Origin of the sequence: Asticcacaulis sp. (assembly GCA_024707255.1) — a bacterium.
Lineage (GTDB): Bacteria > Pseudomonadota > Alphaproteobacteria > Caulobacterales > Caulobacteraceae > Asticcacaulis.
Genome location: JANQAC010000001.1, coordinates 1,227,015 through 1,239,277, shown reverse-complemented (window position 1 = coordinate 1,239,277; position 12,263 = coordinate 1,227,015). Strand labels below are relative to the sequence as shown.

The 12,263-nt window shown below is 60.5% G+C and carries 15 protein-coding genes; 12 read left to right on the top strand and 3 right to left on the bottom strand.

Translation table 11 applies throughout. The features are described 5' to 3' along the window. Positions 1–8 precede the first annotated feature (8 nt). From NVV72_05985 to pseI, 6 genes are all read left to right on the top strand, one after another. Entirely contained in the window at positions 9–683 is a 675-nt protein-coding gene (locus NVV72_05985; protein ID MCR6658901.1) for an OmpA family protein, read from the top strand. Positions 684–736: 53 nt separating this feature from the next. Next, positions 737–1,501, top strand: coding sequence for a WecB/TagA/CpsF family glycosyltransferase (locus NVV72_05980; protein ID MCR6658900.1), 765 nt, complete (start codon positions 737–739; stop codon positions 1,499–1,501). A 68-nt stretch (positions 1,502–1,569) separates the two neighbouring features. Next, positions 1,570–2,556 carry an SDR family oxidoreductase gene (locus tag NVV72_05975; GenBank protein MCR6658899.1) on the top strand — a complete coding sequence of 329 codons (987 nt, stop codon included), beginning with the start codon at positions 1,570–1,572 and terminating at the stop codon, positions 2,554–2,556. Positions 2,557–2,640: 84 nt separating this feature from the next. Then, positions 2,641–3,693 (top strand): UDP-N-acetylglucosamine 4,6-dehydratase (inverting), encoded by a 1,053-nt coding sequence (pseB, locus tag NVV72_05970; GenBank protein ID MCR6658898.1) that lies wholly within the window; start codon positions 2,641–2,643, stop codon positions 3,691–3,693. Between the two features lie 154 nt (positions 3,694–3,847). Further along, complete coding sequence (pseC, locus tag NVV72_05965) at positions 3,848–5,035, top strand: UDP-4-amino-4,6-dideoxy-N-acetyl-beta-L-altrosamine transaminase (GenBank protein ID MCR6658897.1); 1,188 nt, start codon at positions 3,848–3,850, stop codon at positions 5,033–5,035. Beyond that, complete coding sequence (gene pseI / locus NVV72_05960; GenBank protein ID MCR6658896.1) at positions 5,032–6,081, top strand: pseudaminic acid synthase; 1,050 nt, start codon at positions 5,032–5,034, stop codon at positions 6,079–6,081. Before pseC ends, pseI begins: the two co-directional genes overlap by 4 nt. Positions 6,082–6,112: 31 nt before the next feature. Here the strand turns inward: pseI and NVV72_05955 are convergent, their stop codons facing one another. Beyond that, positions 6,113–6,955 carry a pirin family protein gene (locus NVV72_05955; protein MCR6658895.1) on the bottom strand — a complete coding sequence of 281 codons (843 nt, stop codon included), beginning with the start codon at positions 6,953–6,955 and terminating at the stop codon, positions 6,113–6,115. A gap of 169 nt (positions 6,956–7,124) precedes the next feature. On the opposite strand from NVV72_05955, the gene NVV72_05950 reads away from it, so the two are divergent. Genes NVV72_05950 through NVV72_05940 form a run of 3 tightly spaced genes read left to right on the top strand, consistent with a single transcriptional unit; the run spans position 7,125 to position 8,302 of the window. Then, a complete protein-coding gene (locus NVV72_05950; GenBank protein ID MCR6658894.1) occupies positions 7,125–7,439 on the top strand; it encodes a glycine zipper 2TM domain-containing protein in 315 nt (104 codons plus the stop codon). Further along, entirely contained in the window at positions 7,420–7,620 is a 201-nt protein-coding gene (locus NVV72_05945; GenBank protein ID MCR6658893.1) for a hypothetical protein, read from the top strand. The genes NVV72_05950 and NVV72_05945 overlap by 20 nt, the downstream gene beginning before the upstream one ends. A 19-nt stretch (positions 7,621–7,639) precedes the next feature. Then, positions 7,640–8,302, top strand: a complete 663-nt coding sequence (locus NVV72_05940) for a trimeric intracellular cation channel family protein (GenBank protein MCR6658892.1) — start codon at positions 7,640–7,642, stop codon at positions 8,300–8,302. On the opposite strand, the gene pseF is transcribed toward NVV72_05940, so the two are convergent. Together pseF and NVV72_05930 are read right to left on the bottom strand one after the other, a co-directional pair. Beyond that, positions 8,299–8,982, bottom strand: a complete 684-nt coding sequence (gene pseF, locus NVV72_05935) for a pseudaminic acid cytidylyltransferase (protein MCR6658891.1) — start codon at positions 8,980–8,982, stop codon at positions 8,299–8,301. The genes NVV72_05940 and pseF overlap by 4 nt on opposite strands. Before the next feature lie 5 nt (positions 8,983–8,987). Then, complete coding sequence (locus tag NVV72_05930) at positions 8,988–9,209, bottom strand: phosphopantetheine-binding protein (protein MCR6658890.1); 222 nt, start codon at positions 9,207–9,209, stop codon at positions 8,988–8,990. A 135-nt stretch (positions 9,210–9,344) separates the two neighbouring features. Here NVV72_05930 and NVV72_05925 point away from each other — a divergent pair, with 135 nt between their 5' ends. Genes NVV72_05925 through NVV72_05915 form a run of 3 tightly spaced genes read left to right on the top strand, consistent with a single transcriptional unit; the run spans position 9,345 to position 12,261 of the window. After that, positions 9,345–10,412, top strand: coding sequence for a ketoacyl-ACP synthase III (locus NVV72_05925; protein ID MCR6658889.1), 1,068 nt, complete (start codon positions 9,345–9,347; stop codon positions 10,410–10,412). After that, the gene (locus tag NVV72_05920) at positions 10,349–11,503 is read left to right on the top strand and encodes an aromatic ring-hydroxylating dioxygenase subunit alpha (GenBank protein MCR6658888.1); all 1,155 of its coding nucleotides are present in this window, start codon (positions 10,349–10,351) and stop codon (positions 11,501–11,503) included. Before NVV72_05925 ends, NVV72_05920 begins: the two co-directional genes overlap by 64 nt. After that, positions 11,500–12,261: an SDR family oxidoreductase gene (locus tag NVV72_05915; GenBank protein ID MCR6658887.1), complete on the top strand. Its 762-nt coding sequence runs from the start codon at positions 11,500–11,502 to the stop codon at positions 12,259–12,261. Before NVV72_05920 ends, NVV72_05915 begins: the two co-directional genes overlap by 4 nt. The last annotated feature ends 2 nt before the right edge of the window (positions 12,262–12,263 follow it).

Genomic DNA, 12,263 nt, shown 5'->3' with positions numbered 1-12,263 from the left:
GTTTATTCATGCGTCGTTTTAATCTGTCCGGCCGCAAAACCATCCTGGCCCTGACCGGTGTAGCCTTCCTGCTGGCCGGTTGTGAAACCGTCGATACCAGCAATGGCGTCAAGACCAGCAGCAATACCAAGTCGGGCGCCCTGATCGGCGCGGGTGCTGGCGCGGTGCTCGGTGCCCTGTCCAACAAGAATGACCGCCGCAAGAACGCCGTCATCGGTGCGGGTATCGGTGCCCTGGCTGGCGCGGGCGTGGGCGCCTATATGGACCGCCAGAACAAGGATCTGCGCGCCAAGCTGGAAGGCCGCGGCGTCTATATCACCCGTTCGGGCGATAATATCATCCTGAACATGCCGGGTGATGTCACCTTCTCGTCGGGCAGCGCCGACCTGTCGTCCAGCTTTATGCCGGTGCTGAATGATGTTGGCGTCATCCTGAACCAGTACCCCTCGACCTATATCGACGTGGTCGGTCATGCCGACAGCACCGGTAACGCCGCCAGCAATATGGAGCTTTCCGAGCGCCGCGCCAACGCCGTGGCCGGTTATCTGGTCGGCCAGAAGGTCAAGGCCGAACGCATCTACATCGCCGGGGCTGGCGACACCCAGCCGATCGCCAGCAACGCCACGCCGGAAGGCCGCGCCAAGAACCGCCGCGTCGAAATCACCCTGCGCCCGGTGGAATAAATTAACCCTGTCCCTTCGGGGAATATCAAGGTTAGTCCTGTAAGACAGGCGGCATGGATAAACCGTGCCGCCTGTTCTTATTGGGGGCCGAGGTTGACGTGATCACCCCGGCCGATGTCATGGATTTCGTCGGCCGCAAGGTGGCCGCGAAAGAGCGCGCCATCGTGGCCAATCATAACCTGCACAGCCTCTACCTCTTCCAACGCCGCGCCGATATGCGTGCCTTTTATGCAAAAGCCGACCTGATCGAGATAGATTCCACGCCGATGATCGCCTGGGCGAAGTTGATGGGCCACAAGGTCTCACGCGCCCATCGCTGCACCTATCTCGATTTCCGCGAAGATTTCTGGATGCTGGCGCAAAAGAACGGCTGGCGGGTCTATCATGTGGGTGGTGAAGCGGCGCACAACGCGGCTTCCAAGGCGGCGATCCTGGCCCGTTATCCGCAGGTGCATCTCGACCTGCACACTGGCTTTTTCGATCTCAATGGCCCGGTCAATGCGCTACTGCTGGCCGATCTCAGGGACAAGAAGCCGGATGTCCTGCTGGTCGGCATGGGAATGCCACGTCAGGAAACCTGGATACTCAATAATCTCGATCATTTGCCTGACTGCGTCATCCTGCCGGTGGGGGCGGCTTTCGATTATGAGGCCGGCGTCATGTATACCCCGCCGCGCTGGACCGGCCGACTGGGCATCGAGTGGCTGGTGCGGTTCTTCCATGAGCCGAGACGCCTGTTCGAGCGTTATTTCATCGAGCCGTGGTGGCTTATACCGCAAGCCTTACGCGATGTATGGCGGCGCCAACATACTGCCTGATCGATTTTTAATGATCAGCGGGTCTTAATCGACAGCGGGCAGGGGCCTAGCGATTAGGTGATGTGACCATGACGCCACTCGATTATCAGGACGAGGCGGAAGATACCGCCGCCGTCCAGCGCGCCCTGCAGGCGGAGCGCCGCCAGACCGATAAAAACCATCCGCTGGAAAAGTCGCACAAGGCCATGCAGGCCGGCGCCCGTAAATACCCGGAGCCGCCCCTGCCGGATCAGGCGCTGGACAAGCCGGGCAGTGAAGCCGATATGGCGCTAAGGCCCTTTTACGACGCCCCCTTCTATAAAGGTTCCGGAAAGCTGGAAGGAAAAGTGGCGCTGATCACCGGTGGCGATTCCGGCATTGGCCGCGCCGTGGCTATCCTCTATGCCCGAGAAGGCGCCGATGTCGCCATTGTCTTCCTCGATGAGCATGAGGATGCTGAGCTGACGCGCAGCCTCGTGGAAGCGGAAGGCCGGCGGTGCCTGCTGATTTCAGGCGATGTGTCGGACCGGACCTTTGCCCGCGAAGCTGTGGCGCAGACCGTGGCCATGCTCGGCAAGCTGGATGTGCTCGTCAATAATGCGGCCTTCCAGCTTCACGCCCGGTTTGAAGACATCAGCGAAGACCAGTTCGACAGGACGCTTAAAACCAATCTCTACGGTTATTTCCAGATGGCCCAGGCGGCGGTCGAGCATCTGCCTTATGGCGGGGCGATCGTGAATACCGGCTCGGTGACCGGCATCGAGGGCAGCCCTTCCCTGGTTGATTATTCGATGACCAAGGGCGGCATTCACGCCTTCACGCGGGCGCTGTCCGGTCAGTTGCTTGAACGCGGTATCCGCGTCAATGCGGTGGCGCCGGGGCCGGTGTGGACGCCGCTCAATCCGGCCGACAAGACGCCGGATGAGGTATCGCAATTCGGTGCCCAGACGGCGATGAAGCGCCCGGCCCAGCCGGAGGAACTGGCCCCGGCCTATGTCTTCCTGGCCTCGGCGCAGATGTCCTCCTATATCACCGGTGAAATACTGCCTGTGGTTGGCGGCTATGGCGGTGGTTAACCTGGGTTAACGCCCCTTTAACCGGGGCAGGGCACCATGCGGGCCACGGACGGGTAATGTCCGGATTACCAATCGCAGGGCTGCATGACCGACCTTATTCATCGTGATTTTTCGCCACAGACCGACCCGGTCAAAAACAAGGTTGTGCTGATTACCGGCGGTACAGGTTCGTTTGGCCGTCGTATGGTCCAGACCCTGCTGGAGATCTATGATCCGCGCAAGGTGATCATCCTGTCGCGTGACGAACTCAAGCAATACGAGATGAAGAACGAACTGGAGGAGCGCTTCGACAAGCTGCAACTCTCCAAACTGCGTTTCTTTCTGGGTGATGTGCGCGACCGCGAACGCCTCGTGATGGCTTTCCGCGGCGTCGATATCGTCATCCATGCCGCGGCGTTGAAACAGGTGCCGGCGGCGGAATATAACCCGTCGGAATGTATTGCCACCAATATCAACGGCGCGGAAAACGTCGTGGCCGCCGCCTTCGCCACGCACGTCAAACAGGTGGTGGCGCTCTCCACAGACAAGGCGTGCTCGCCGATCAATCTCTACGGCGCCACCAAGCTCGCCTCGGACAAAATTTTCGTCGCCGCAAACAATATGTCGGGCGATATCGGTACGCGTTTCTGCGTGGTGCGCTATGGCAATGTCGTCGGTTCGCGCGGATCGGTGGTGCCGTTCTTCAGGCGTCTCCTGGAAAAGGGCGCCAGCGAATTGCCGATCACCGATCCGCGCATGACGCGCTTCTGGATTTCGCTCGATCAGGGCGTGGCCTTTGTGCTGTCCTGCATGGAACTGACCCAAGGCGGTGAAATTTTCGTTCCGAAGATTCCGGCCACCTTGGTCACCGACCCGGCCACCGCCATGGCGCCGAAGGCGAAGCAGGCGGTCATCGGCATCCGCCCCGGCGAGAAGCTGCATGAAATGATGATCTCGGCCGATGACGCGCGCTCGACCTTTGAACTGGATGACCGCTACGTCATTGAGCCGGAATTCGCCGAATATACCCGCAAGAGCTTTGCCAAGGTGCGCGGTATCAAGAAGGTGCCGGAAGGTTTTTCCTATGCCTCGGATAACAATGAGGAGCGTCTGGACGCGGACGGCATCAGGGCTATGATGAAGGCGTATCTGGCATGAGGAACCGTTCCACCTTCTCCTCCCCTGTAGCGCGGCGTACGGGGGAGGTGGCGAGCTTGTCTCGCCGGAGGGGGCGTTATATACGGGCGAAATCGCCCCCTCCGTCGCGGACTGCGCCGCGCCACCTCCCCCGCTTTGCAGGGGAGGAGATGGGATGGTGAAATTTCTCCCCTATGGCCGCCAGTCGATCAGCGAGGCCGATATCGAGGCCGTGGTCGAGACCCTGCGCTCCGATTTCCTGACCACGGGGCCGATGGTCGAACGCTTTGAAACCGCGCTGGCCGAGACGGTCGGCGCCAGGGAAGCCGTGGTGGTTGCCAATGGCACGGCGGCCCTGCATCTGGCGGTAATGAGCGAGGAATTGTCGCCGCGCTGTGCCGTCATCGTACCGGCCATCACTTTTGCAGCTTCGGCCAATTGTGTCGCCTATTGCGGGGCGCCAGTGATCTTCGCCGATGTCGATCCGGTCACCGGCCTGATCACCGACGAGACCTTCGATGACGCATTGGCCATACTGGAGCGCGATTATCACGGCCATCGCCTGGGCGGCGTCATTCCCGTCCATTATGCCGGCCGGCCCATTGATCTTTCACATGTTCGGGAAGTGTGCGAGGAGCATGGCTCTTTTGTGATCGAGGACGCCTGCCATGCTATCGGCACAGTGGGGCCGCAAGGGCCGGTCGGGTCGTGCCAAGGCTCGACGGCGGCGTGTTTCTCCTTCCATCCCGTCAAGACCCTGACCACCGGCGAGGGCGGGGCCATCACCACCAACGATCCGGTGCTGGCGCGGCGGCTGCGTGCCTTGCGTTCACATGGAATCGAGCGTGATCCGGCACACTTTGTCGGCCTGCGCTACGATGGCGAAGGTGATACCGGTCCCTGGGTCTATGAACAGCAATGCCTGGGCTATAATTACCGCCTGCCGGATATCAATTGCGCGCTCGGTCTGTCGCAACTGAAGCGCCTGCCGGAATTTGCCGCGCGGCGCAAGGCGCTGGTGGCGGCCTATCAGGCGGCGCTGGCGGCGGCCAATATTCCGGTTAATTGGAAGCATTCGGACTATGATACCGTCTTCCACCTGTTTGCGGTGAATATCGATTTTGCTGCCCTCGGTACGACCCGCACTACCGTCATGGCTGGTTTGCGCGAGCGCGGCATCGGCACGCAGGTGCATTATGCGCCGGTGCATCGCCAGCCTTATTGGCAGACCCGTGCCCTGGCGCAGCGTGACCTGCCAGGCGCCGATCGCTTCTACCAGAACACACTCTCTTTACCGCTCTATGCTGATATGGCGGATGACGACCCCGCGCGGGTCATCGCTGCATTAAGCGAGGTATTATGAGTCTGGAAGTCACGATTGCCGGCCGCAAAATCGGCGCCGATCACGAGCCCTATATCATCTGCGAACTGTCGGGCAATCATAACGGCTCGCTCGACCGCGCGCTGAAGATGATCGATGCCGCCGCCGATACCGGCTGTGACGCCATCAAGCTTCAGACCTATACCGCCGACACCATCACCCTGAAATCCGACCGGCCGGAATTCCAGCTCAAGGGCGGACTGTGGGATGGGTATTCGCTCTATGATCTCTATCAGGAAGCGCACACACCATGGGACTGGCATCCGGCGCTTTTCGAGCGGGCGAAACAGCGCGGCGTGACGATGTTTTCCTCGCCTTTTGATAATACCGCCGTCGACCTGCTGGAAAGCCTTGGCGCGCCGGCCTACAAGATCGCCTCGTTCGAACTCGTGGACCTGCCGCTGGTGGCCTATGTGGCGCAGCAGGGCAAGCCGATGATCATGTCCACCGGTATGGCCAATGCCAGCGAGATCGATGCGGCGGTGCAGACGGCGCGCAAATTCGGCTCCGGCGAGATCATCCTGCTGCACTGTGTGTCGGAATACCCGGCCAATATCGCCGATGCCAATGTCCGCACGGTTCCCGATCTTGGCCGCAAGTTCGGGTGCGTGTCCGGTCTGTCCGATCATACCTTCGGTACGGCCGCCAGTGTGGCCGCGGTAGCGCTGGGCGGCTGTGTGATCGAGAAGCACTTTACATTAGCCCGCGCCGATGGCGGACCGGATTCCGGCTTCTCGCTGGAGCCGGCGGAATTCACAGCGCTGGTGCGCGATTGCAAGGACGCCTGGAAGGCGCTCGGCCGTGTTCACTATGAGACATTAGGCACGGAGCAGGGCTCGAAGACCTTCCGCCGCTCGCTATATGTGATTAAGGATATCAAGGCCGGCGAGGTGCTGACCAATGACAATATCCGCTCGATCCGTCCGGGCTTGGGCCTGCCGCCCTCGCACCTTTGGAACGTGCTCGGCAAGACCGCCAGCCGGGATATAGCCCGTGGTGAGCCGCTGGCAATGGATATGATAGCCTAACGTCTCCTCCCTACGAAGTGGGGAGGAGACGTTACCCAAACTTCCCTGCCTGGTAATCGGCATAGGCTTGGTGGATTTCCTGTACCGTATTCATCACAAACGGCCCGTGCGCCACGATCGGCTCGTCGATTGGTTCGGCATGACCGAATAACACGACGCTGTCTTCCACCGCCTCGATATCGACCAGCCCGCCCGCACCAAACTGCACCAGATTCCAGTGCGGCACATCGGCGCCATTGACCGCCAGATCGCCGCGTACGACATACAAAAACACATCGCGGCCTTCGAGCCCATCGAAGCTGATCCGGCCGCCAGCTTTCATCTCCAGCGTCGTCATGAAAACACCGGTCAGCGACGTAATCGGGCCGTCGAGGCCGCGCCAGTGACCGGAGATCAGGTTGAGCGTCACGTCGTCGGCCTCAATGGTCGGGATTTCCGGCTTCTGTATGCCCGTATAGCGCGGCGCGGTCATTTTCAGTCGCGCCGGCAGATTGACCCAGAGCTGCAAGATTTCCATTGGTCCGCCAGCGCGCTTGAAGGCTTCGGGCGAGACCTCCTCATGCACCAATCCGCTGCCCGCCGTCATCCACTGCACGCCGCCGGCATGGATAATGCTCTCATGGCCGCCGGTGTCGCGGTGCGCCAGATCACCTTCCAGGATGAAGGTGACGGTCTCGAAACCGCGATGCGGATGCGGGCCAAAGGGCAGGCCGCGATTATTCGGCGCATAGGTCTGCGGGCCGTGGTGATTGAGGAACAGGAAGGCGCCGATATTGTTGAGCTGCCGATTGGGCACCGGCCGGCGCGTCACCAGATCGCCGATATCGTCACGATAGGCGCTGTGCAGGGCGATTACAGGTTTCATTTCGGACATTCCACGCGCTCCTTGGCTACACGCAGGCTTGAACCTCTGATGTCATGCGGTCAAGCTTTTGGCCATGCACCGAACATAATTTTGAGGTAAATAAGAACCGACAGAGCGGAGTAAGGCGTAGATGAAATTCTTGATCACAAAGTCCTGCTTTTTTGCAGGCGTTGCCCTGATGCTGGCCCAACCGGTGCTGGCGCAAACAAATGACACGCAAAGCGACAACCTGCGCCCCTACAGCCAGCAGGAACTGCGCCGCGCCTATGAGCAGGGACGTGCCGATCAAGCCCGCGACAGCGGATATCCTTCCGCGGCCTCGCCGGGCCGTGAACCCGCCGGTTATTGCTATCAGCGCCAGGCCAGCGCCCGCGCCACCGGCACGATCGTCGGTGCTGTGCTGGGCGGCGTGGTCGGCAACGGCCTGTCCAACCGCTGGAACCGCGGCGGCAATACCATCGGCGGCGCCATGGTTGGGGGGTCTGCTCGGTAATGCGGTCGGTTCGGACAGCGTGCAGTGCTATCAGAACGCTTATTACAGCTATGATGACGGCTATTACGCGCCGCCACCGCCACCGCGCGGCTATGTCACTGTCTTCTTCTCCAGCAGTCCCGGCTATCGTTACAGCTACCATCATTACCATGGTCGGTCTTACTATGGGCGTCACTGGTAAGATGTGATATGGCGCGGTCATGGATACCCTGACCTCGCCTGCATCCCTCACCGCCCAGATTTCCCTGGCCCTGTTCTGGCTGGATTATGCCGCCGTGGCCGTTTTCGCCATGACTGGCGCGTTGGCGGCGGCGCGCAGCCGTCAGGATATCGTCACCTTCGGCTTTTTCGCCGCCATCACCGGCGTCGGCGGGGGCACCATGCGCGACCTGCTGATCGGCGCGCCGGTCTTCTGGGTGCAGCGGCCGGGCTATGTCATGGCCTGTCTGGTGGCGGCTGTGGCAGTCTGGATATTTGCCAGGCGCGGCTGGCGGTTTCGCGCGCTTTTGTGGCTCGATGCCATCGGTCTGGCGGCCTATGCGGTGGTCGGTACGGCGAAGGCGATGGGATTGGGCGTCCATCCCTTTTCGGCGGTCATCATGGGTGTTTTGACCGCCTGTTTCGGTGGGGTGATCCGCGATGTGCTGGCCGGCGAGCCTAACCTTTTGATGAGCCGGGAAATCTATGTGACGGCAGCGCTGCTGAGCGCCGGCGTCTTTGCTATTCTGAAACTAATGGGCGCCGATTTCTGGCTGGCGGCGCTAGTTGGTTTCTTTGCCGGCCTAGCCTTGCGGTCGTGCGCCATCAAGTACAATCTGCGCCTGCCGGGCTTTGCTCAGGGTGGTGGCGATACGGAGTATTAGCCCTTTAAAACGCGATAGGTAACCTCGGCCACCTCCCAGTCTTCCGGTGTATCGATATCAACAACCTGGGTGCGCGGCAGGATAACGGGAGCGGAAATAGGCGAAAAGGCGATCTCGCCGTTCAGCCAGGCATCGCGCCAGCCCCAGTAAAACTGCGCGGCGTCATGATAGGCCGGTTCCAGATCCTGAGAGCGCCTGGTCAGGTTTTCCGGCCAGAACATATCGACACTGCCGTCGGGTGTCTGGCGCAGGGCGCGCTGGATAGGAAAGGCGTAGGAAGTTACTGAAAAGGCAAAGCGCTTGCCTTGCAGCTTCTCCCAGCCTTCCTTCAGCCGTTCCGGATCGATCAGGGGGGCGGTGGCATAGATGCAGCACGCGGCGTCGTAATCAACGCCGTTTTCTGCAAACCATTGCAGGGCGTGAATGATGACTGCGCCGGTGCCGGCGTGATCATTGGCCAGGTCCGCCGGGCGCATAAAAGGGATGTCGGCGCCGAAGGACCGCGCCACTTCGGCGATCTCTTCATCATCGGTCGAGACGACGACGCTGTCAAACAAGCCCGACTCCAAGGCCGCCCGGATCGAATAGCTGATCATCGGCCGGCCGAAGAAGGGCTTGATATTCTTGCGCGGAATACGTTTTGAGCCGCCGCGCGCCGGGATGATGGCGACCCTTTTCATGGAGTTTAGAGGCCGACCAGTGCCGCCAAATCATTCAGGGTCTTGGCGCCCTTGAGCTGTTCGCCATCTACGATCTGGTCCATGTCGCTGTCGACCATGGCGACGAAGGAGATGACTGACAGACTATCCCAGTTGCCAACATCGCTGATCAGTTCGTCGCCGGTCAGGCCGGCCGGATCGGCTTCGAGAATTTCGGCGACGGCGGCGAAGAAGGCGGACTTATCCATGATATGCTCCTGATATACTGGGCTTAAGGAAATCCTGATTCCGTCAATATTCCCTTAAATTCTTGATGCGCAGGGTTGTGATTGGTGGCGCTCCGGCGAATCACCGATAAGCGTGGCGTAATCGAGGAAGCGGTCATGACCGAAGCGACAATGAAAGGCGTCAGTATCCGCGGTATTCGCGCCTGTGTGCCGGCCGAGACGCGCGATCTGGCCGCCGAAAACCTGATCCCGGATGAAGCCGAACGCGAACGCCTGATCGGCTCGATTGGGGTGCGTTCGCGCCATATTGCCCGCCCTGACATCCTCACCTCGGACCTGTGCCAGAAGGCCGCCGATGGCCTGCTTGAGGAGCTTGGTTGGGCGCGTGACAGCATTGATGTTCTGATCATGGTGACGCAAAGCGCCGATTACGTTATTCCGGCCACCGCCTGCGCCCTGCAATCGCGGCTGGGGCTCGGTTCCTGCCTCGCTTTCGATATCAATCTCGGTTGTTCGGGCTATGCCTACGGCCTGTGGACCGCCGCCTCGCTGATGCAGACCCTGAAGGTCTCAGGTCGGCCAGCGCGGGCCCTGGTTCTGGCCGGCGATGTCTCGACTTCCAAGCTTCTGGAAGGCGACCGGGCGACGATTCCGCTGTTTGGCGATGCCGGTACGGCCACGGCGCTGGAAATTGATCCGAAAACGGACGAAATGTATGGTGTCTTTGGCACGGATGGTTCAGGCGCGGCCCATATCATGGTTGAGGCCGGCGCGCTGAAGCATCCGTTATTGCCGCCGAAGGAACCGCATCCGCCGGAAAAGGCCGAAGACCTGTACCGCAAGGCACGGCTGCATCTGAACGGCACAGAGGTGTTCAATTTCACGCTGAAGAATGTGCCGCCGCTGGTGAAGGGCATACTGGAAACCGCCAATACGACGATCGATGATGTCGATTATGTCCTGTTCCACCAGGCCAATGTCTTCATGCTCAATCACCTGCGCAAGAAATCCGGCCTGCCGGAGGACAAGGTGCCGATCGCCATGGAAACCTACGGTAATACCTCCTCGGCCTCGATCCCGCTGACCATCGCGGCCAGACTGGCGGACAAGTTCGATAAACCGCAAAGTCTGGTGATGATGGGCTTTGGCGTCGGCTGGTCGTGGAGCGCCATCAAGATGACCGTTGGGCCAATGCCGGCCCCGCAGGTCGTGGAACTGGCCTGATGTACCAGGAACGGCTTGGCCAGATACCGGCGGATCATTACTGGCGCGAGGACATTCTCGCCGCCGAGATCGAGCATGTGTTCAGGCCGTCCTGGCTGTGCGTCGGTTTTGTGCATGACCTGAAAAACGACAAGGACTTCATCACCGCGCAGATCGGCCCGCATTCGATCGTGGTGCAGAACTTTGGCGGCGAACTGAAGGCCTTCCGCAATGTCTGTTCGCACCGGTTCTCGAAAATCCAGTGCGGCAAGGGCAATCGCGTCCTGCAATGCCCCTATCACGGCTGGACCTATGATGGCGCCGGCAAGCCGATCGGCATTCCGCTCAATAATCAGAGCTTTGGTTTTGATGAGGCGGACAAGACCAGGCTGGCGCTGGAAGCCTATGAACTGGAAATCGTCGGCCATTTCGTCTTTGTGCGGATGAAACCGGGCGGGCCCTCGCTGGCCGAGTTTCTCGGCAGCTTTTATGATGATCTGAAACACGTCAGCGACATCTGTCCGGATCAGTTCGAGCAGGAAAGCTATGACTGGGCGGCCAACTGGAAGCTGGGCATGGACAATGCCGCAGAGGGCTATCACGTACCGCTGGTCCATGCCGACAGCTTCGGACTGATCCTGAGCATCGACCTGAAGATTTCGACTGATGGCGACCACAGCCGCTATGTCGGCAATCTTAAGGAGCGTTCGCTGAAATGGTGGGGCCAGGTAGCGAAAAGTATCAAACTGGAGGCATCAGAGCGCTATCCGCAATATGGCAACTTCCTGATCTTCCCTAATATTGTCGTCACTTTTTCGGCCGGTGCCTTCCTGACCTTCCAGACCTTCGAGCCGACGGGGCCGCAAACCCTGCGCATCCATTCGACCTCATGGTTGGCGAAGAATAATGGCCGGGCAGCCCGCGGCATGGTGATCGACAGTCTGAAAAGCTTTTCCGAGCAGGTGCGCAACGAAGACCGCGATATCTGCGCCACCGCGCAACTGGGCACCCGCGATGCGCCGCCGCAGCGTCCGCCGGTGCTGGGTGAACTGGAAGGCCGCATCGCCCATTTCCAGCGGGCATATGCCAAGCGCATGAAGGGCGTCATATGACCGGTTTCAACCCCATGTCTTTGGCTGGCCGCACTATCCTGGTCACCGGCGCCACCAGCGGCATAGGCAGGGCGACGGCCATCTATCTGTCGAAACTAGGCGCGCGCGTCGTGGCTTCCGGCCGCAACCAGGCGCGCCTGGATGAAACTCTGGCGGCGTTCGAAGGCGAGGGCCATATCGGTCGCCTTTTCGACCTAGCTGACCTTGACGCTATCGTACCGTGGCTGAAGGCGCTGTGTGCCGAGATTGGCCCGCTGAACGGCATCGCCCATTGCGCCGGCGTACAGGCCACGCGCCCCATCCAGGCAGTGAAGCCTGATTTCGTCATGGATGTGCTGACGCAGAACCTCGGCGCAGCCCTGATGCTGGCCCAAGGCTTCCGCCTCAAGGCGTGCCACGGTAATCCGGCTTCTCTGGTCTATTGCTCGTCCTCGGCCGCGCTGAAAACCGCGCCGGGCAATGTCGTCTATGCGGCCTCCAAGGGCGGTATCGTTTCGGCGGTCAAGGGGTTGGGCGTCGAGCTGGTGCGCGATGGTGTGCGCGTCAATGCCGTGGCCCCGGCCATGGTCGATACGCCGATGTCCGATCAGTTCCGCACCATCCTTTCCGAAGAGAATTTCCAGCGCGTCGTGGACATGCACCCGCTGGGCCTGGGGCAGCCTGATGATGTCGCCGCCGCCATCGCCTTCTTGCTGGCGGATACCTCGCGCTGGATCACCGGTTCTATATTGTCCGTAGACGGAGGGTTTTTGGCGTGAAT